The 18548-nt window shown below is 72.1% G+C and carries 17 protein-coding genes; 9 read left to right on the top strand and 8 right to left on the bottom strand.

The features are described from left to right. Positions 1-2: 2 nt before the first annotated feature. On the top strand, positions 3-914 hold the full coding sequence (locus tag ABH937_RS30495; RefSeq protein ID WP_280686815.1) for an undecaprenyl-diphosphate phosphatase: 912 nt from the start codon (positions 3-5) through the stop codon (positions 912-914). 97 nt (positions 915-1011) lie between these two features. Continuing rightward, positions 1012-1656, top strand: coding sequence for a hypothetical protein (locus tag ABH937_RS30490; protein ID WP_370220115.1), 645 nt, complete (start codon positions 1012-1014; stop codon positions 1654-1656). Positions 1657-1668: 12 nt separating this feature from the next. Here ABH937_RS30490 and ABH937_RS30485 read toward each other — a convergent pair whose 3' ends face one another. The 5 genes from ABH937_RS30485 to ABH937_RS30465 are packed head-to-tail and all read right to left on the bottom strand — an operon-like array spanning position 1669 to position 6574. Further along, positions 1669-2766: a low specificity L-threonine aldolase gene (locus tag ABH937_RS30485; RefSeq protein ID WP_370220114.1), complete on the bottom strand. Its 1098-nt coding sequence runs from the start codon at positions 2764-2766 to the stop codon at positions 1669-1671. A 17-nt stretch (positions 2767-2783) separates the two neighbouring features. Continuing rightward, positions 2784-3452 carry a response regulator transcription factor gene (locus tag ABH937_RS30480; protein ID WP_280686818.1) on the bottom strand — a complete coding sequence of 223 codons (669 nt, stop codon included), beginning with the start codon at positions 3450-3452 and terminating at the stop codon, positions 2784-2786. Further along, entirely contained in the window at positions 3452-4759 is a 1308-nt protein-coding gene (locus tag ABH937_RS30475; protein ID WP_280686819.1) for a sensor histidine kinase, read from the bottom strand. Before ABH937_RS30475 ends, ABH937_RS30480 begins: the two co-directional genes overlap by 1 nt. 43 nt (positions 4760-4802) lie before the next feature. Next, on the bottom strand, positions 4803-5633 hold the full coding sequence (locus tag ABH937_RS30470) for an ABC transporter permease (RefSeq protein ID WP_370220113.1): 831 nt from the start codon (positions 5631-5633) through the stop codon (positions 4803-4805). Continuing rightward, entirely contained in the window at positions 5630-6574 is a 945-nt protein-coding gene (locus ABH937_RS30465) for an ATP-binding cassette domain-containing protein (RefSeq protein WP_280686821.1), read from the bottom strand. The genes ABH937_RS30470 and ABH937_RS30465 overlap by 4 nt, the downstream gene beginning before the upstream one ends. A gap of 468 nt (positions 6575-7042) precedes the next feature. Here ABH937_RS30465 and ABH937_RS30460 point away from each other — a divergent pair, with 468 nt between their 5' ends. Continuing rightward, positions 7043-8857 carry a glycosyl hydrolase family 18 protein gene (locus ABH937_RS30460; RefSeq protein WP_280686822.1) on the top strand — a complete coding sequence of 605 codons (1815 nt, stop codon included), beginning with the start codon at positions 7043-7045 and terminating at the stop codon, positions 8855-8857. 86 nt (positions 8858-8943) lie between these two features. Here the strand turns inward: ABH937_RS30460 and ABH937_RS30455 are convergent, their stop codons facing one another. After that, positions 8944-9726 (bottom strand): VOC family protein, encoded by a 783-nt coding sequence (locus tag ABH937_RS30455; RefSeq protein WP_280686823.1) that lies wholly within the window; start codon positions 9724-9726, stop codon positions 8944-8946. Positions 9727-9813: 87 nt separating this feature from the next. Further along, positions 9814-10344, bottom strand: coding sequence for a MarR family winged helix-turn-helix transcriptional regulator (locus ABH937_RS30450; RefSeq protein WP_280686824.1), 531 nt, complete (start codon positions 10342-10344; stop codon positions 9814-9816). A gap of 114 nt (positions 10345-10458) precedes the next feature. Between ABH937_RS30450 and ABH937_RS30445 the strand changes: the two genes are divergently transcribed. The 4 genes from ABH937_RS30445 (at position 10459) to ABH937_RS30430 (ending at position 14946) form a co-directional block, all read left to right on the top strand. After that, complete coding sequence (locus ABH937_RS30445; protein WP_280686825.1) at positions 10459-11745, top strand: MFS transporter; 1287 nt, start codon at positions 10459-10461, stop codon at positions 11743-11745. Between the two features lie 73 nt (positions 11746-11818). Next, the gene (locus ABH937_RS30440) at positions 11819-13381 is read left to right on the top strand and encodes a dolichyl-phosphate-mannose--protein mannosyltransferase (protein WP_280686826.1); all 1563 of its coding nucleotides are present in this window, start codon (positions 11819-11821) and stop codon (positions 13379-13381) included. 71 nt (positions 13382-13452) lie between these two features. Beyond that, positions 13453-14172 (top strand): ABC transporter permease, encoded by a 720-nt coding sequence (locus ABH937_RS30435; RefSeq protein ID WP_280687299.1) that lies wholly within the window; start codon positions 13453-13455, stop codon positions 14170-14172. 189 nt (positions 14173-14361) lie between these two features. Beyond that, complete coding sequence (locus ABH937_RS30430) at positions 14362-14946, top strand: TMEM165/GDT1 family protein (RefSeq protein WP_280687300.1); 585 nt, start codon at positions 14362-14364, stop codon at positions 14944-14946. 7 nt (positions 14947-14953) lie between these two features. Here ABH937_RS30430 and ABH937_RS30425 read toward each other — a convergent pair whose 3' ends face one another. Beyond that, the gene (locus ABH937_RS30425; RefSeq protein ID WP_280686827.1) at positions 14954-15889 is read right to left on the bottom strand and encodes a peptidoglycan-binding protein; all 936 of its coding nucleotides are present in this window, start codon (positions 15887-15889) and stop codon (positions 14954-14956) included. 194 nt (positions 15890-16083) lie between these two features. Between ABH937_RS30425 and ABH937_RS30420 the strand changes: the two genes are divergently transcribed. Both ABH937_RS30420 and ABH937_RS30415 read left to right on the top strand, forming a co-directional pair. After that, entirely contained in the window at positions 16084-18147 is a 2064-nt protein-coding gene (locus ABH937_RS30420) for an MFS transporter (protein ID WP_280686828.1), read from the top strand. A 67-nt stretch (positions 18148-18214) separates the two neighbouring features. Further along, positions 18215-18535, top strand: coding sequence for an antibiotic biosynthesis monooxygenase (locus ABH937_RS30415; protein WP_370220112.1), 321 nt, complete (start codon positions 18215-18217; stop codon positions 18533-18535). The last annotated feature ends 13 nt before the right edge of the window (positions 18536-18548 follow it).

The raw sequence follows: 18548 nt of genomic DNA, 5'->3' as shown, positions 1-18548 counted from the left end.
CGATGTCCCTGACCTACCCGGAATCGATCGGCGTGGGGCTGCTGCAAGGCGTCACCGAACTCTTCCCGGTCTCCAGCCTGGGACACAGCATCCTGATCCCCGCGCTGATCGGCGGCAGCGTCCAGAAGGACCTGAACGTCACGACCGCCACCTCGCCGTACCTGTCGGTGCTGGTCGGCCTGCACCTGGCGACCGCGCTGGCGCTGGTGCTCTTCTTCCGCAAGGACTGGGCCCGGGTGATCCGCGGGCTGTTCACCTCCATACGCGAGCGCCGAATAGAGACCTCCGAGCAGCGGCTGGCCTGGCTGCTGATCGTCGGCACCATCCCGGTCGGCCTGGTGGGCCTGGTCGCCGAGAAGGCACTGCGCGACGCGCTCGGCAAGCCGGTGGTCGCGGCGGTCTTCCTGGCACTGAACGGTTTCGTCCTGCTCGGCGCCGACCGGCTGCGCCGCGGCGGCGGCGGGCGCCGCCGGGCCGGCGCGCAGGGCGCGCACACGCCGGGCGTCGACCCGGCCATCGAGTCGGACCGCCGGCTGGCCCGGCTGAGCTTCCGCGAGGGCATCTGGATCGGCGCCGCGCAGATCATCGCGCTGCTGCCGGGCATCAGCCGCTCCGGCGTCACGATGAGCACCGGCATCCTGCGAGGCCTCAACCACGAGGACGCGGCCCGCTTCTCCTTCCTGCTGGCCACCCCCGTGATCGGCGCGGCCGCCGTGCTCAAGATGCCCGAGCTGCTCAAGCCGGAGAACGCCGGGATCCGTGGGCCGCTGCTGGTCGGCTCGATCTGCGCCTTCGTGGCCGGCTACATCTCGGTGAAGTTCCTGACCAAGTACTTCGAGAACCGCAGCCTGACCCCGTTCGCGATCTACTGCCTGCTGGCGGGCGTCGGCAGCGCGGTCTACCTGAGCATCTGACGCCCTCAGCGGGTGACGGCGAGTCGCGGCTGACGGTGTGTCACCTGGATGCGTCCGCCCGCTGGCGGCGGGCCGGGTCGGCGCCGAAGGTGAGGCCATGGACCACCGCCACACTCCGCCGCTGCGCCAGCTCGCCCCCCGCCGTCCGCGCGCCCGTCGGGCACATCTCGCCCCGATCACCCTGGTGATCGGGGCGGCGCTGTGCGTGGGCGGCGCGCTGGCCGGCTGCTCCTCCAGCTCCAGCAAGCCGGCCACCTCGACCGTCTCCGCCGCCGCCAGCGCGGCCCAGTCGCTCGCCTCGCAGGCCGCCTCCGCGGCGCAGTCGATCGCCTCCCAGGCCGGCTCGGCCGGCAGTTCCGTCTTCTCCCAGGGCGCCTCCGCGGCCAGCAGCCTGGCCACCGCCGGATCCTCCGCGCTCGCCTCCGCCCAGTCCGCTGCCGCCTCCGCGCTGGGCAGCGCCACCGGCGGCTTCGACGCGAGCGGCGACGTCTCGCTCGGCCAGGTCACCGTCGACTCCGCCAGCCGTGCCCAGGTCCCGGTCACCGTCGTCAACCACCAGTCCCAGGCTGAGCGTTACACGATCCTGATCAACTTCAAAGACGCCACCGGCACCCTGCTGGACACCGTGCCGGTCAACGTCGGCCCCGTTCAGCCGGGCGCCACCGCGGCTGTGACGGCGACCAGCGTCCAGGTGGTCTCGGGCACCGTGACGGCGAGCGTGGGGAGCGCGCTGCGGTACTGAGACGCGGCCTGCTCAGCACCGCTCCACCAGCGCCAGGAACCGCCGCCCCGTCCGCGTGACGTCCGCGGCGGTCCACTCCAGCGCCTCGGCGGCGATCATGACCTCGGACATGGCCAGCCCCGGGGCGCGGTCCTCCCAGTAGTCGACGAACCAGAGGCCCTCGGTCTCCGCGAGGGTGAGGGCGGCCCGGTTCAGGGCGGCCGCCGGGTGGGGGAGCCAGAGCTGGAACTCGTGGGTGTGCGGGCGCTCGGGGTTGATCCGGGCGCCGGGGAGCTCGGCCAGCGCGGCGGCGACCGTGCCCGCGTGGCGGACCTGGTCGGGCAGCCGGGGCAGCTCGCGGTCCAGGCCGTCCAGCGCGGCGAGGGCGGCGGGCCACTGCTGGTAGAGGTTGCCGCCGTGGCGGTGACGCCAGGCGCGGGCGTAGGCGGTCAGCTCGGTGTCCCCGGCCAGTGCCGCGCCGCTCAGGCCGCGCAGGGTCTTGTAGAAGGAGACGTAGACGCTGTCGGCGAGTGTCGATATCTCGTCAAGTCCCTTGCCGAAGTGGCTGGTCGACTCCCAGAGCCGGGCTCCGTCGAGGTGCACGCGGGCGCCGGCGGCCCGGGCCGCCCCGGCCAGTGCGACCAGCTCGTCCCAGCTCGGCAGCAGGTAACCGGCGTCGCGCAGCGGGAGTTCGACCGCCAGGGTGCCGAACGGCTCGCCCAGCGCGGTGAGTTCCTCGGCGGTGAAGTGGCGCGGTTCGCTGGTCGGCCACAGTCCGCGCAGCCCGGTCAGCTGGCTGTAGGCCTGGCGCTCCCAGCGCTCCAGGTGGGCCAGCGGGTGCAGTGCGACGGCTCGGCGTCCGGTCAGCTCGGCGCCGTGGCGCAGCGCGATCTGCTGGGCCATCGTGCCGGTCGGGAAGAAGACGGCGTCCGGCTTGCCGAGCAGCGCGGCGACCCGCTCCTCCAACCGCCGGACCGGGCCGTCGCCGTAGAAGTCCGGCTGGTCGTCCAGACCCTCCAGCGCGCCCAGTGCCGCCAGCCGCTCGCGCATGGTGGCCGGCCGGGTGCCGGAGAGGATGCGGCGGCTGGCGCGTCGGGCGGCCAGGCGGCGGGCCCCGAGATCGTCGTTCATCCGCCGATTGTCGGTGGTCAGGTCGGGCGGACCAAGCGGTTTTCGTAGGCGAAGACCACCGCCTGGACCCGGTCCCGCAGGCCGAGCTTGAGCAGGATCCGGCTCACATGGGTCTTCACCGTGGCCTCGGCGAGGAAGAGTTCGGCGGCCACCTCGGCGTTCGACAGGCCGCGGGCGACCTGGACCAGCACGCTGCGCTCGCGGGTGGTCAGCGCCTCGATGGCGCTCTCGGCGCGGTCCGGCGAGCCGCCGTCGGCGGGCAGTTGGGAGGCGAAGGTGTCCAGCAGCCGGCGGGTGATCCGGGGCGCCACCACCGCGTCGCCCGCCGCCACGCTGCGGATCGCGCTGAGCAGTTCGGCCGGCTGGGCGTTCTTCAGCAGGAAGCCGGAGGCGCCGGCCCGCAGGCCGGCGAAGGCGTACTCGTCCAGATCGAAGGTGGTCATGATGAGCACCTTGGTGTCGGGGGAGTCCTCGACGATCCGGCGGGTGGCCTCGATGCCGTCCATCCCGGGCATCCGGACGTCCATCAGCACCACGTCCGGGCCCTGCTCCAGGGTCAGGCGCACCGCCTCGGCGCCGTCCGCGGCCTCGCCGACCACCGTCATGTCCGGCTGCGAGTCGAGGACCAGGGTGAAGGCGACGCGCAGCAGCGGCTGGTCGTCCACCAGCAGGACGCGGATGGTCATCAGGTGGCTTCCTGGAGGTCGGGGACGGTGTCGGCGGCCGGGTGCGGATCGGGGCCGAGGTCGAGCGTGGCGGCCACCTGCCAGCCGCCCTGCGGCAGCGGCCCGGCCAGCAGGCCGCCACCGTACGCGGCGACCCGCTCGCGCATCCCGGACAGGCCGTGCCCCGGCTCGCCGAGCAGCTCGGCCGGTCCGAAGGGGGCGCCGGGCGGGCGCAGCGCGATGCCGTCGTCGCGCACCTCCACCGTCACCAGGTCCGTCGTGCAGTCCACGGTGACCTGGGCCCGGGCGCCGGGCGCGGCGTGCTTGAGGGTGTTGGTGAGCGACTCCTGGACCAGCCGGTAGACGGTCAGTTGGGCGCCGGGGGAGAGGCCGGCGGCCTCGCCGGTCAGCCGCAGCTCGGTGGGCAGGCCGGCGGCCCGGACCTGGGCGGCCAGTGCGGCGAGCTGGCCCAGGCCCGGCTGCGGGTGGCGCAGCGCGTCGGGCTCGTCGGCCCGCAGCACGCCCAGGAACCGGCGCATGTCGGTGAGCGCCTGGCGTCCGGTCTCGGCTGACTGGCGCATCGCGGCGGTGGCCTTCTCCGGGGCGATCGGGTTGGCGTAGACGGCGCCGTCGGCGAGCGCGACCATCACCGAGAGGTTGTGCGTGACGATGTCGTGCATCTCGCGGGCGATCCGGGAGCGCTCCTCGGCGACCGCGAGGGCGGCCTGCTGGTCGCGCTGGCGCTCCAGCTCGCGGGCCCGGGCGCGCAGCGCGCGCAGCTGGGACCTGCGGGCCCGGACGTTGAGGCCGAGCACGGCGGCGGCCGTGGTGGCGCCGGAGAGCATGAAGGCGGCCTTGAGCCAGGTCTCCACCGGGTCGACCAGGGTGACCGCGTGGCGCAGGTCGGAGACCGCCAGCAGCACGCCGAGCTCGGCGATCAGATACCCGAGCACCGTGCGGCGACGGGTGCAGTGCGCCGCCACGCTGTAGAGCGCGAGCAGCACCGCGATGTCGGCGGGCATCGGCTGGTAGACCAGCCACTGGAGGAAGGCGACCCCGGCGATCACCCCGAAGACCGTCAGCGGGGCCCGGCGGCGGAAGGCGAGCGGCAGGATCAGCGCGAGCTGCAGGATCCAGACCCACGGATGGACCCGCAGCTCCCGTCCGTGCGCCGCGCTGGCCAGCGCCAGCACGGCCAGCGCGAAGGCGAGGTCGACGGCGATCGGGTAGCGCTCGTCGAGCATCCAGCCCCGCAACGCGGCCAGCCCTCGGGCGGCGCCGGGAAAGCGCCGCCCGAGGGCTGCCGGGAGCTGGTCGAGCGAAGTCATCGCGTCATTGTGCAACGGATGCGGCCCGGCCTGTCGTGCGTGGTCACGCGTCGCGCCGCTTGAGCACCGTGGCAGCCCCGATCAGGGCGAGGACCACGTAGATCCAGAGCACGCCGTAGCCGGTCCACGGCGCGAGCGTGCCCGGGTCCGGGTTGAGCGTGGCGACCGCCTGGCCGGCCGCGCCGGGCAGGTACGGGCTGATGTGGCTGCTCCAGTTGGACGGCAGCACCTCGACCAGGGTGGGCAGCACCAGCAGCATGCCGAAGATCGAGGCGATGCCGCCGGCGGTGTTGCGGATCATCGTGCCGACCGCGACCGCGAAGATGCCGATCGCGGTGAGGTACAGCGAAGTGCCGACGACGGTGCGGGCCACCCCGGCGGCCGACAGCGAGGTCTGCACGTTGTGGCTGGAGAGCACCGCCTGGCCGCCGAAGAAGGCGACGAACGCGGTGATCAGGGTCACCACGAAGGTCACCGCTCCGAAGACGCCCGCCTTGGCCCAGAGCACCGGCAGGCGGCGCGGCACGGCGGACACCGAGGCACGGATCATGCCGGTGCTGTACTCGCCGCTGACCACCAGCACGCCGAGCACGCCGACGGCCAGCTGGGCCGCCAGGTAGCCGCGCAGGCTGCGGTCGGCGGCGTTGATCGAGAAGCCGTGGTCGCGCACGTCGGGGTGGTTCAGGTGGTCGATCGCGCCGTAGCAGGCGAGCAGGCCGAAACCGACCATGAAGACCACCGCGGCCAGCAGCGTGAAGTAGCTCGAGCGCAGCGTACGGAACTTGATCCACTCGGAGTGGAGCACCCGCGGCAGCGTGACCGGGCCGCCGACCGACGGGCGGGCCTGGACGGCGGTGGGGGTGGCGGTGCTCATGCTGCGTGCTCCTCGACCAGCGTGCGGGGGGCGACCACGGCGTCGTACTCGACGGCGTCCTTGGTCATTTCCATGAAGGCCTCCTCCAGCGAGGCCTTCTGCGGCGTCAGCTCGAAGAGCGTCAGGCCGTGTTCGGCGGCCAGCCGGCCGACCCGCTCGCTGTCGACGCCGTCCACGGTCAGCACCTGGACGTCCTCGCCGTCGGTCACGCTCACGCCGGGCAGCTCACCCAGCAGTTCGGCCAGCCGCACCGAGTCGGGGGTGCGCACCAGCACACCGCCGCGCGAGGCGCGCTCGGTGAAGTCGGCCACCGAGGTGTCCGCGATCAGCTGCCCGCGGCCGATCACGATCAGGTGCTCGGCGGTCAGCGCCATCTCGCTCATCAGGTGCGACGAGACCAGCACCGTGCGGCCTTCGACCGCAAGGGACTTGAGCAGGTTGCGGATCCACAGGATGCCCTCGGGGTCGAGGCCGTTGACCGGCTCGTCGAGGATCAGCGTGGCCGGGTCGCCGAGCAGCGCGGAGGCGATGCCCAGCCGCTGGCCCATGCCGAGCGAGAAGCCGCCGGCCCGCTTCTTGGCGACCTGGCGCAGCCCGACCAGGTCGATCACCTCGTCCACCCGGGAGCGCGGGATGCCGTGGGTGGCGGCCAGCGACAGCAGGTGGTTGAAGGCGGAGCGCCCGGTGTGGATCGCGCGGGCCTCCAGCATCGCGCCGACCTCGCGCAGCGGCGCGGCGTGGTCGGCGTAGCGGCGGCCGTTGATGGTGGCGTGGCCGGCGCTCGGGGTGTCGAGGCCGAGCAGCATCCGCATGGTGGTGGACTTGCCGGCCCCGTTGGGGCCGAGGAAGCCGGTCACGATGCCGGGGCGGACCGTGAAACTCAGGTCCTGGACGGCGGTTTTGGGGCCGTAGCGCTTGGTGAGGCCGACGGCTTCGATCATTTTGATCCTCGTGCGAGGGGGCGGACAGGCGACGCTGTCCACGCTAGGCGGCCGAACCGGCGGCCACGAGCCGCGCAGGGAGGAGTCGAACGGCGCAGGGTTGCGACGCCAGATGCAGCGCGACTACATCTCAAGACGGACCTTGCTCCGGATACGGACGTCAGACCGGCCGGTCTTCGTCGCAGGCCGCGCGGCCGTGCAGCGGCCCGGTGTGCGGAACCTTAACGGCAGCTCAAGGGCGGTGGTCGACCCTTGACGTCGCGGTTGGTCTAGTCCATTTTAATCGACAGGTGCAGGGAGCTCCTGAGTCACCGTCAGAGCCCTGAATCTCTGGCGGTGGCCCTGGGGCGCTCTGCGCCCGCCCGGTTCCGCGCACGACCCCATGTCATGCCCATGGCGGAGCGGTCCCACCCGCCCCGCCGACCCCCACGGGCCTGACGGTCCCCCACAACCAGGAGTCACGCACCCATGTTGACCCGCACACTCGCCCGGGGAGCCGAGAGCTCGCCGGCCGGCCGCCGCCGCCCCCGGGGCCTGGCGGCGCTCGCCCTCGGCGCCGGTGCCTCGTTGCTGCTCGGCGCGACCCTCTCGCTGAGCGCCGGCGCCACCGCCCAGGCCGCCGCCACCAACACCACCGGCGCGGCCGCCACCAGCGGCGGCCTCAAGGTCGCCTACTTCGACCAGTGGTCGGTCTACGCCAACGGCTACTACCCGAAGACCATCCAGGACACCGGCGTGGCCGGGAAACTGGACTACCTGATCTACGACTTCGAGAACATCGACCCGACCAGCGGGAAGTGCTTCGAGGCCACCAAGGCCGCCTCGCAGGACGACAACAACCCGAACGCCGGTGACGGCGCGGGCGACGCCTTCGCCGACTACGAGAAGTCCTACGACGCCGGCACCAGCGTCAGCGGCACCGCGGACACCTGGAACCAGCCGATCGCGGGCAACTTCAACCAGCTCAAGGAGCTGAAGGCGAAGAACCCGAACCTCAAGATCCTGCTGTCGATCGGCGGTTGGACCTACTCCAAGTACTTCTCCGACGTGGCGGCCAGTGACGCCTCGCGCAAGGCCTTCGCCTCCTCCTGCATCGACATGTTCATCAAGGGCAACCTGCCCACCGACGCCGGCTTCGGCGGACCGGGCTCGGCGGCCGGCATCTTCGACGGGTTCGACATCGACTGGGAGTACCCCGGCGGTGGGGGCCACACCGGCAACCACGCCGCCCCGGCCGACAAGCAGAACTACACCGCCCTGCTCGCCGAGTTGCGCTCCGAGCTGGACGCCCAGGGCAAGGCGGACGGGAGGACCTACGCGCTGAGCGCGGCGGTCGGCGCGGGCCAGGACAAGATCCAGAACTACGAGACCGACAGGATCGGCCAGTCGCTGACCTTCCTGGACCTGATGAGCTACGACATGCACGGCGCCTGGGACGCGCAGGGCCCGACCAACCACCAGGCCGCGCTCTACTCGGACCCGAACGACCCGATGACCCCGGTCGCACCCGGCACCGCCAAGTACTCGATCGACGAGGCGGTCAAGGCCTGGACGGCCGGCGATCCGCAGTACGGGATCAAGGGCGGCTTCCCGGCCGGCAAGATCAACATGGGGGTCCCGTTCTACTACCGCGGCTGGACCGGAGTACCGGCCGGTGGCGGCAACGGCCTGTTCCAGACCGCGACCGGCCCCGCGACCGGGGCCGCGATGTCCGGCAACGTGAACGGCATCCGGATGTACAAGGAGCTGAACGGCGTCGTCGACAACCCGGCCGACACCTTCTGGGACCCGGTGGCGCAGGCCGCGTACTTCTACGACGGCAGCAACTTCTGGTCCGGTGAGGACGCCCGGTCGATCCAGGCCAAGGCCGACTACCTGCACTGCAACGGCCTGGGCGGGTCCTTCGCCTTCTCGCTGTACGACCTGGGCACCCAGACCGGGCTCTTCGACAAGATGGTGGACGCGACCAACGGCTCCGCCGCGAACTGCCCGGCGCCGCCGACCTCGGCGAGCCCGACCACGGCCGGCCCGAGCGCGTCGAGCAGCGCGAGCCCGACCTCCTCGGCCACCGGCAGCCCGACCACCCTGCCGACCAGCACCGCCAGCGTCACCCCCACCGGCGCCTGCACCGCGCCCGGCTGGTCGGCATCGGCGGTCTACGCCACGGCCGGCACCAAGGTCTCCTGGAAGGGCCACGCCTACACCAACAAGTGGTGGACCACCGGCGACGACCCGACCCTGAGCGGCGCCTGGGGCGCCTGGACCGACAACGGCCCCTGCTGACCGCCGCGCCACCCCGAAAAGCACCGCGGCCCGGACCCGATCACATGATCGGTCCGGGCCGCGGCCCATGCTGTAGGCCCTGAGTCCTACTGCGGCGCCTTCGGCGCGATCACCGAGAAGATCGCGCCCTGCGGGTCCTTGATCGCCGCGATCCGGCCCACCGGCGTGTCCATCGCCGGCACCAGCACGTCGGAGCCCTTGCGGACGGCCGCGTCCACGATGCTGTCCACGTCGTCCACCGCGAAGTAGGTGCCCCAGTGCGAGGGCGTGCCGGGCGGGTGGTTCTGCAGCCCCTGCGCGCCGCCGACGTCCTTGCCGCCGACCTTGAGCATCTGGTAGTCCGGCATCTCCGGCGCCGGGGTGAGCTCGATGCCGAGGGCCTTCTGGTAGAAGCCGGCCGCGGCCTTCAGGTCGGAGGTGGACAGCTCGTTCCAGATCACCGCGCCGGGCTCGTTGACGATCTCCGCGCCGCCGAACTCCACCGTCTGCCAGATGCCGAAGACCGCGCCGGTCGGGTCGGCGGCGGCCGTCATCCGGCCGATCGAGCCGACGTCCATCACCGGGAAGAGCAGCGAGCCGCCGTTCGCGGTGATCTTCGCCGCGGTGGCGTCCGCGTCGGCGGTGGCGAAGTAGGTGGTCCAGACGGTGGGCGGCGGCGGGTTGTCGTCCATCGCCATGGCCGTCATGATGCCGGCCACCGGCTTGTCCTTCAGGGTGAGGACCGCGTAGCCGCCGAACTCCTCGGGGCCCGGCTGGCCCTGCCAGCCGAACAGGTCGCGGTAGAAGTCGATGGCGGCCTGCTGGTCGGGGGCCATCAGGTCGACCCAGCACGGGGTGCCGGGCGGGTACGGGGTGCTGACCACGGGCATGGTTGTCGCCTCCGGGGCGCAGAGTGTGGTGGGGTCCCTCCCGGGTCTCACCTTCACTCCTGACGGAGGCTCGCGCCACTCAACGCGCTAGGGGTTGGTCTGCTCGATCCGGGTCAGCATCCGCAGCAGCAGCTCGGAGAGCACCGTGCGCTCCTCGGGACCGACGTCCTGGAGCAGTTCCTCCTCGAAACCGGCGGCCATCCGCATCGACTCCAGCCACTTGTCGCGGCCGTTCTCGGTGAGCTCGATGATCACCCTTACCCGGTTGGCCTCGTCGCGCTCCCGGGTGACCAGGTCCTCGGCCACCATCCGGTCGATCCGGTGGGTCATCGCCGCCGGGGTCAGCCCGAGCCGCTTGGCCAGCTCGCCGGGTCCCAGCTGGTACGGGCTGCCCGCCACCACCAGCGCCTTGAGCACCTCCCACTCGGCGCTGGTGATTCCGAGCACAGTCAGCTGGCGGCCGTAGGCGGTGCCCAGCCGCCGGGCGACCCGGGACAGCGAGGACACGATGGTCTCCACCTGCGGGTCGACAGTGGGGAACTCCCGCTGATAGACGGCCACTTGCTCGGCGATGTCCAGCTCGGTGCGGGCCTGTGGCGCGGGCCTCGGTGCGCTCATGGCCCCAGTCTCCCATGCTCGGCTGCCTCAGTTAAGCCTTTGACACGACACTCTTCCAGATCTTAGAGTTTAGCTCTGAAATCTTGCAGCCTAAAAGTTCTAAGGGGTGTCTCCATGAAGCAGCAGAAGTACGGCGCGGGTGGCACCCTGCGCCGGGTCCAGCTCGGCAACGCGCTCAGCGCCTTCGGCAGCGGGTTCACCATGCCGTACATGTTCGTGTACGTGGACCAGGTGCGCGGGCTCGGTTCGCTGGCCGCCGGTCTGGTCTTCACCGTCTTCGCGCTGGCCGCGCTCGTGGTGCTGCCGTTCGCGGGGCGCGGCATCGACAAGTACGGGCCGCGTCCGGTGCTGCTGGCCGGCTGCGCGCTGGCGGCCACCGGCGCCTTCTCCTTCGGGCAGGCGAGCGGCACCACCGGGCTGCTGATCGCCTCCTTCCTGTTCGGCGGCGGCGTCACCACCTGCCAGCCCGCGCTGGCCACCATGATCGTGCGCTGCTCCACCGCGAAGACCCGCTCGCACGCCTTCGCGCTGCAGTTCACCCTGGTCAACCTGGGCATGGGCATCGGCGCGCTGGTCGGCGGGCAGATCGTCAACGTGGCCGACCCGGCCAGCCTGACCCGGCTCTTCACCATCGAGGCGCTGACCTTCCTGGGCCTGGCCGCCGTCACGGGCTTCGCAAAGATCCCGGGCCCGGCGCCGATCCTGGTCGCCGACGCCGGGCAGCCGCAGCGCTCCGGGCTGCGCGCGCTGACCGCGGACAAGGCGATGCTGCGGCTCTGCCTGCTGGCCGGGCTGATCTTCTTCACCTGCTACGGCCAGTTCGAGTCGGGCGTGGCGGCCTTCGCCACCGACACGGTCAAGACCGCTCCGGCCACCCTCGGCATGGCGATCGGCGCCAACGCGTTGACCATCGTGGTGCTGCAGATGTTCATGGTGCGGATCACCGCGCGCCGTCGGCGCACCACCGCGATGGCCGCCACCGGCGTGGTCTGGCTCGGCGCCTGGGGCGCGGCGCTGCTGGCGGGGCTGATCCGCGGCGAGGCCGCGGCCGCCACCGTCGCGATCGTCTCGATCTACGTGCTGTTCGGCGTCGGCGAGTCGATGCTGGCCCCGACCCTGGGCCCGATCGTTGCCGACCTGGCCCCGGCCCGGCTGCTGGGTACCTACAACTCGGCCTTCGCGCTGGTCAAGCAGACCGCGATCGCGGTCGGCCCGGCGGTCGGCGTGCTGCTGGTCGGCTCCGGCACCTGGCCGCTCTACCTGGCCGCGATGACCGCCTGCACGCTGCTGATCATCGTCCTCGCGCTGCGGCTGCGTCCGCACCTGACCCCGGCCCAGGACAACGCCGAGGCGCCCGCTCCGGTGACCGTGCCGGTCCGCGAGCTCCAGACGGCGGCATGAGAGGGTGACGGGTGAGACCGCCACACCCTAAGGTCGTCGGCGATCAGGTCATCCAGTCGACAGCGGTGGGGTCATGGCACAGACGGCAGTCACCGAGCGGCCGGCGGCGCGGGAAGCGCCGCCGGCCCGTCCGTCCCTGCTGCTCGAACTGACCGCCCGGGTGCCCTGGGCGGTTCGCCACGCGGGCTGGCTCGGCCCGATCGCGGTGGCGCTCTTCGCCGGCGTGCTGCGGTTCTGGAACCTCGGCCACCCGCGCGCCTTCGTCTTCGACGAGACGTACTACCCCAAGGACGCCTGGTCGCTGCTCCACCAGGGCTACGAGGGCGTCTGGTCGCCCACCGCCAACGACCTGATCCTGGCCCACCCGCCGACCATCCCGCTCGACTCGACGCCCGCGTTCGTCGCCCATCCGCCGCTCGGCAAGTGGGTGATCGCGCTCGGCGAGGCGGCCTTCGGGCTGAACCCGTTCGGCTGGCGGGTGATGGTCGCGCTGCTCGGCACCCTCTCGGTGCTGATGCTGGCCCGGATCGGGCGCCGTCTCTTCGGCTCCACCCTGATCGGCTGCACCGCCGCGCTGCTGATGTCGGTGGACGGCCTGCAGTTCGTGATGAGCCGCACCGGGCTGCTGGACGGCGTGCTGATGTTCTTCGTGCTGGCCGCCTTCGGCTGCCTGCTGATCGACCGCGACCGGACCAGGGCCAGGCTCGCCGTGCCGGGAGTGGACGGCGACCGGCTGCGGCTGGGCCTGCGGCCCTGGCGGCTGGCCGCCGGGCTGCTGCTCGGCGCGGCCTGCTCGGTGAAGTGGAACGGCGCGCAGATCCTGGCCGCCTTCGGCCTGCTCACCGTGCTCTGGGACCAGGCGGGCCGCCGGGCGGCCGGCGCCCGCTACCCGATGCGCAGCATGCTGCGGCGTGACGCGCTGCCGGCCTTCGGCTCACTGGTGGTGGTCGGCGCGCTGACCTACCTGGCCTCCTGGTCCGGCTGGTTCGCCACCTCGGGCGGCTACGACCGGCACTGGGCGGACGGCCGGTCCGGCCTGCTGCCCGCGCCGCTGCGCAGCTGGTGGCACTACCAGTCCGAGATGTGGCACTTCAACACCACGCTGACCACCCCGCACATGTACCAGTCCAACCCGTGGAGCTGGCTGGTCCAGGGCCGCCCGGTCAGCATGTACTGGCAGCAGGTGCCGGTCGGCCAGCAGGGCTGCACCGCCTCGGGCGGCTGCACCACCCAGATCCTGGCGCTCGGCACCCCGCTGCTCTGGTGGACCGCCTGCTTCGCGCTGGCCTACCTGCTGTACCGCTGGTTCTTCCGGCGGGACTGGCGTTCGGGCGCGGTGCTCTGCGCGGTGGCCGCGATCTACCTGCCCTGGTTCCAGTTCCAGCAGCGCACCATCTTCTCCTTCTACATGGTCGTGCTGGTGCCGTTCCTGTGCCTGGCGGTGGCCCAGATGCTCGGGGCGATGCTCGGCCCCGCCGGCAGCACGGTGGTGCGACGGGCGGTGGGCGGCGCCGCCGCGGGCGGCATCGTGCTGGCGATCATGGGGTGCTTCCTCTACTTCCTGCCGCTCTACACCGCCCAGGTGATCCCGATGAGCGACTGGCAGGACCGCATGTGGTTCACCAGTTGGATCTGATCGGGCTGGCTTCGGGGGGATCGTCCGGCTCGAGCCAGCTGCTGCCGGTCACCCCGCTGCTCGGGGTGGCCATGGCCGTGCTGCTGCTGGCCGCGATCGCGGTGGCCGGGTGGGGGCGGCTCGGGCACGGCAGGGCGGTGCTGCGGGCCGGGGTGCGGGCGGTGGTGCAGCTCGCGGCGGTCGCCTTCGTGATCACCTGGGTGGTCCACTCGCTCTGGCTGACCGCGCTCTTCGTGCTGGTGATGTTCACCGTGGCGGTGCGCACCGCCGGACGCCGGATGACCGACGCGCCCGGCTGGAGCTGGGCCTGGGCGGCGGCGCCGATCGGCGCGGGCGTGCTGCCGGTGCTGGTGCTGCTGCTCGGCAGCGGGCTGCTGCCGCTCAAGGGACTCTCCATCGTGCCGGTGGCCGGGATCATGATCGGCGGCGCGCTCAGTGCCACCTCGCTGGCCGGCCGCCGGGCGCTGGACGAGCTGACCCAGCGGCACGGCGAGGTGGAGGCGGCGCTGGCGCTCGGCCTCGAGGACCGGGACGCCCGTCTGGAGATCTGCCGCACGGCCGCCGCCACCTCGCTGGTCCCGGCCCTCGACCAGACCCGCACGGTCGGCCTGGTCACGCTGCCCGGTGCCTTCGTCGGCATGCTGCTGGGCGGCTCCTCGCCGGTGGCGGCGGGGGCGGTGCAGCTCTTCGTGCTGGTCGCGCTGCTCGCGGTGGAGGCGGTGGCGATCGTGGTGGTGCTGGAGCTGGTCGGGCGGGGACTGGTGCGGCGTCCGCTAGAGTGGAGGCGTTGAAGGGGAGTAGCCCTCCACCGGACCGTCGACATACCGGCTCGCTCGCACAGGAGCCCGGCGCCCGGGACACCACGTGTGTCGGCGAGACCTTCGGCCGCAGTGCTGTGCTTCGAGACCAGTGCTGTCAGGCCGGGGTCTCTTTTTTTCGAGGCCGCGCGGCCGGGCAGCCCGACCGTGGGGATATCGATCCTGATGAGCCTGACCGTCTTCGCCGTCGCCTTCGGCATCATCTTCCTGGCAGAGCTGCCGGACAAGACCGCCCTGGCCGCGCTGATGCTCGGCACCCGTTACCGCGCGGCCTACGTCTTCGCCGGCGTCGCGGCGGCGATGGCCGTCCAGGTCGGCCTCGCGCTGGCGGCCGGCAGCCTGCTGGCGCTGCTGCCGCACCGCTGGGTGGAGGGGATCAGCGGGGCGCTCTTCCTGGCGGGCGCGGTGATGCTGCTGCTGCACAAGCCCGAGGAGGAGGGGCACGAGGCGAAGGCGCCGTCCTCCACCGGCTTCTGGAAGGTGGCCGGGGCCAGCTTCCTGGTGGTGGCGGTGGCCGAGTTCGGCGACCTGACCCAGATCATGACCGCCAACCTGGCCGCCAAGTACGCCGATCCGCTCTCGGTGGGCCTGGGTGCCTGGCTGGCCCTCTGCGCGGTGGGCGGCCTGGCGATCGTGGGCGGCCAGAAGCTGCTGAAGCACGTGCCGATGAAGGTGATCATCCGGGTCGCGGCGGCGGCGATGCTGGTGCTAGCGGCGATCAGCCTGGTGGGGGCGGTGACCGGCTGATCGAGGCTCAGCAGGTGGCGCCGGCGTTGAGCGCGTCGGCGGTCTGCTGGTCGTAGACACCCCAGGTGGACTGCCAGAGCATGTTGTTGTTCTGGAAGTTCCCGACCGCGTACTCGGTCGCCTTGTCGAAGTAGCCCGGGGTGAAGCTGTTGCTGAAGCAGTTCGCGGCCGAGAGCTGCTGCTGGAGGGCGGCGACGTCCGCGCCGGACATCCGGTAGCGCAGGGTGCGGAAGGTGGCGCTCGGCGACGGGCTGGCCGGGGCGCTGGTGCTCGGCGCGGCGCTGGTCGGGGGTGCCGAGTTGGTGGCCGGTGCGGTGCTGGGCCGCGGAGCCTGGGTGCTGGCCGGCACGGGCGCGGCCGGGGCCTGGGTGGTGGGCGCGACGGTCGTCGCCGAGGAGCGGGGCGAGGCGGACGTCGGCCGGGCCGACGTCGCGGACGCGCTGCCCGCCGCACTGCTCGCGGCGGCCGTGGTCGGCGCGGACTGCGGGGGACCGGTCGGGGACGGGACGGGGTCCGGCACGCTGGTGGGCAGCACCGGCAGCGTCTCGTGGCTGGTCTGCGAGCCGGGGGAGAGCGCGAGGGCCAGGCCCACGCCGAGCGCGACCACGCCCGCGCCCGCCGCCACGCCCACGCCGCGTCTGCGGTGCTTGGCCCGTCTGGAGGCGGCCCGGCCGCCCTGCGGGCCCGGCGCGGTGGCGATCGGGAAGAGCCCGAGCTCACGTGGGGGAGCCGAGGGCTGGGCCGGGGGCAGCAGCGGCGGGACCGGCGGCAGCACGGTGGTGCTGAAGACGTCGTCAGCGACCAGCACATCGGTCACCGGCACCGCCGGTATGTACGGGCGGACCAGCGGTGGCCCCTCCAGATGCGGCAGCACGGCGGTCTCGGTGACATCGGGGTCCGGGGCGGGACTCGAGCCGGGGCCTGGGTGGGCGTATCCCGGCATGGGCCAGTCCTCCTGGAACGTCGACGGTGTGGAATGCGCCCGATTATGCAGGACGGGTCCCGTGGCCAACAGGGGCGCCGGGCTTACGAATGGCGCAACCGTTCCCGGCAAATCAGGACACATCTGACACGATGAAGGCGAGAAGTCGGACTAACCGTCAGATAAGCGGCAAACAGCACCGAGGAGGACCCGCCATGGCGGAACCGGCCACCGAGCCCGAGCCGCTGATCTCCCAGGAGGCCGGGGTCCACAACCTCTGGGTCCCGATCAGCGCCCTGCTGTTGGCCCTGCTGCTCGCCGCGCTCGACCAGACCATCGTCTCCACCGCGCTGCCCACCATCGTCAGCGACCTCGGCGGCCTCGAACACCTCTCCTGGGTGGTCACCGCCTACCTGCTGGCCTCCACCGCCGCCACCCCGCTCTGGGGCAAGCTCGGCGACATGTACGGCCGGAAGCGGTTCTTCCAGGCCTCCATCGTGATCTTCCTGATCGGCTCCGCGCTCTGCGGCGTGGCCCAGAACATGGGCGAGCTGATCGCCTTCCGCGCCCTGCAGGGTCTGGGCGGCGGCGGCCTGATCGTGCTGACCCAGGCGATCGTCGGCGACCTGGTGCCGCCGCGCGACCGCGGCAAGTACCAGGGACTGTTCGGCGCGGTCTTCGGCGCCACCAGCGTGCTCGGCCCGCTGCTCGGCGGCTTCTTCGTCGACCAGCTCTCCTGGCGCTGGGTCTTCTACATCAACCTGCCGATCGGTGTGGTCGCGCTGGTGGTGATCGCCGTCGTGCTGCACAGCGTCGAGGTCAAGCGCAAGCACCGGATCGACTACCTCGGCATCGTGCTGATCGCCTCGGTCGCCACCTGCCTGGTGCTGATGACCTCGCTCGGCGGGGTGACCTACCCGTGGGGCTCCTGGCAGATCATCGGCCTGGGCGTGCTCGGGGTGGTGCTGCTGATCGCCTTCGTCCAGGTAGAGCGCACCGCCGAGGAAGCCGTGCTGCCGCCCCGGCTCTTCGCCTCGCGCACCTTCAGCCTGGTCTCGGTGATCTCCTTCGTGGTCGGCTTCGCGATGTTCGGCGCGCTCACCTACCTGCCGACCTTCCTCCAGGTGGTGCAGGGCGTCTCGCCGACCCTGTCGGGCGTGCACATGCTGCCGATGGTGCTCGGCATGCTGGTCACCTCGATCGGCTCCGGCCAGATCGTCGCGCGAACCGGCCGCTACCGGGTCTTCCCGATCGCCGGCACAGCGGTGGTGACGGTGGGTCTGATCCTGCTCTCCAGGCTCACCGAGTCCACCTCGACCACCGTGATGAGCCTGTACTTCCTGGTCTTCGGCCTGGGCCTGGGCCTGGTGCTGCAGGTACTGGTGCTGATCGTGCAGAACTCCGTCGGCTACCAGGACCTGGGCTCGGCCACCGCCGCCGCCACCTTCTTCCGGTCGATCGGCGCCTCCTTCGGCGTCTCGATCTTCGGCACCATCTTCACCACCAGCCTGACCCACAAGCTGAACGACGCGTTGCGCGGCGTCCCCCTGCCGGCCGGCTTCCACCCGTCGTCGATCACCGCCGACCCACACGTCATCAAGTCCCTGCCACCGGCCGTCGCACACAGCGTGCTGCACGCCTACGCCACCGCCATCGCGGAGGTCTTCCTCTACGCCGCGCCGGTGGCGTTCGTCGCCTTCATCTTCTCGCTCTTCGTCCAGGAACAGCCGCTGCGCGCCTCGGTCACCGCGCCCGACCTCGGCGAGTCGATCGGGATGAACCCGGTGGAGCGCTCCTCGGTGGACGAGATCGCCCGCGCGCTGACCGTGCTCAACTCCCGCGAAGCGCGCCGCGATCTGTATCGACGGATCACCGCCGAGGCCGGCCTGGACCTGCAACCGGCCGCCAGCTGGCTGCTGTTGCAGATGCACCACCAGGGCTCGGTCGAGCCCGCCGAGCTGGCCGAGCACCGGATCATCCCGCCCCAGATCGTGGAGGCGGCCGCGCGCGAGGTGGAGGGCAAGGGCCTGGCGCTGCGCAACGGGCTGCCGATGCGGCTGACCGAGGCGGGCCAGCAGGTGGCGCTCAAGCTGGTCGCCGCCCGGCGCACCCAACTGTCCCGGCTGTGCGGCGACTGGGACGAGAAGCAGTTCGCCGACCTGGCCGACCTGCTCACCCGCCTCAGCGGTGCGCTGACCGGCGACCAGCACGACCGCCCGGACCGGGCGGACCGGAGCACCGGCGAGCACGTCCCGCACAACGAGGGGCGCACGCTCTGACGGTCCGTCCGGTCCCGGCGGTGGTGGCGGCGCACCGGATGGGTGTGAGGTGCGGCAGGATGGGGGGATGAGCGTAGTCAAGATCAATGTGCTGACCGTTCCCGCCGAGCAGCGGGAGGTGCTGGAGCAGCGGTTCGCGTCGCGGGCCGGGGCTGTGGAGAACTCGGACGGGTTCGAGTGGTTCGAGTTGCTGCGGCCGGTGGAGGGGACCGACCAGTACCTGGTGTACACCCGGTGGGCGTCGGAGGAGGCGTTTCAGGCGTGGATGAGCGGGCCGATGCAGGCCGCGCACCGGCCGGCCGGTGCGGCGGGGCGGCGGCCGGCTGCGGCGGGGTCGACGCTCTGGTCGTTCGAGGTGGTGCAGTCGACCGGGCCCAAGGCGGGCTGAGCCGGTCGGGCGG

It is taken from the genome of Kitasatospora sp. GAS1066B (genome assembly GCF_041262605.1).
Classification (GTDB): Bacteria; Actinomycetota; Actinomycetes; order Streptomycetales; family Streptomycetaceae; genus Kitasatospora.
This window is presented reverse-complemented; position numbering and strand designations above follow the sequence as displayed.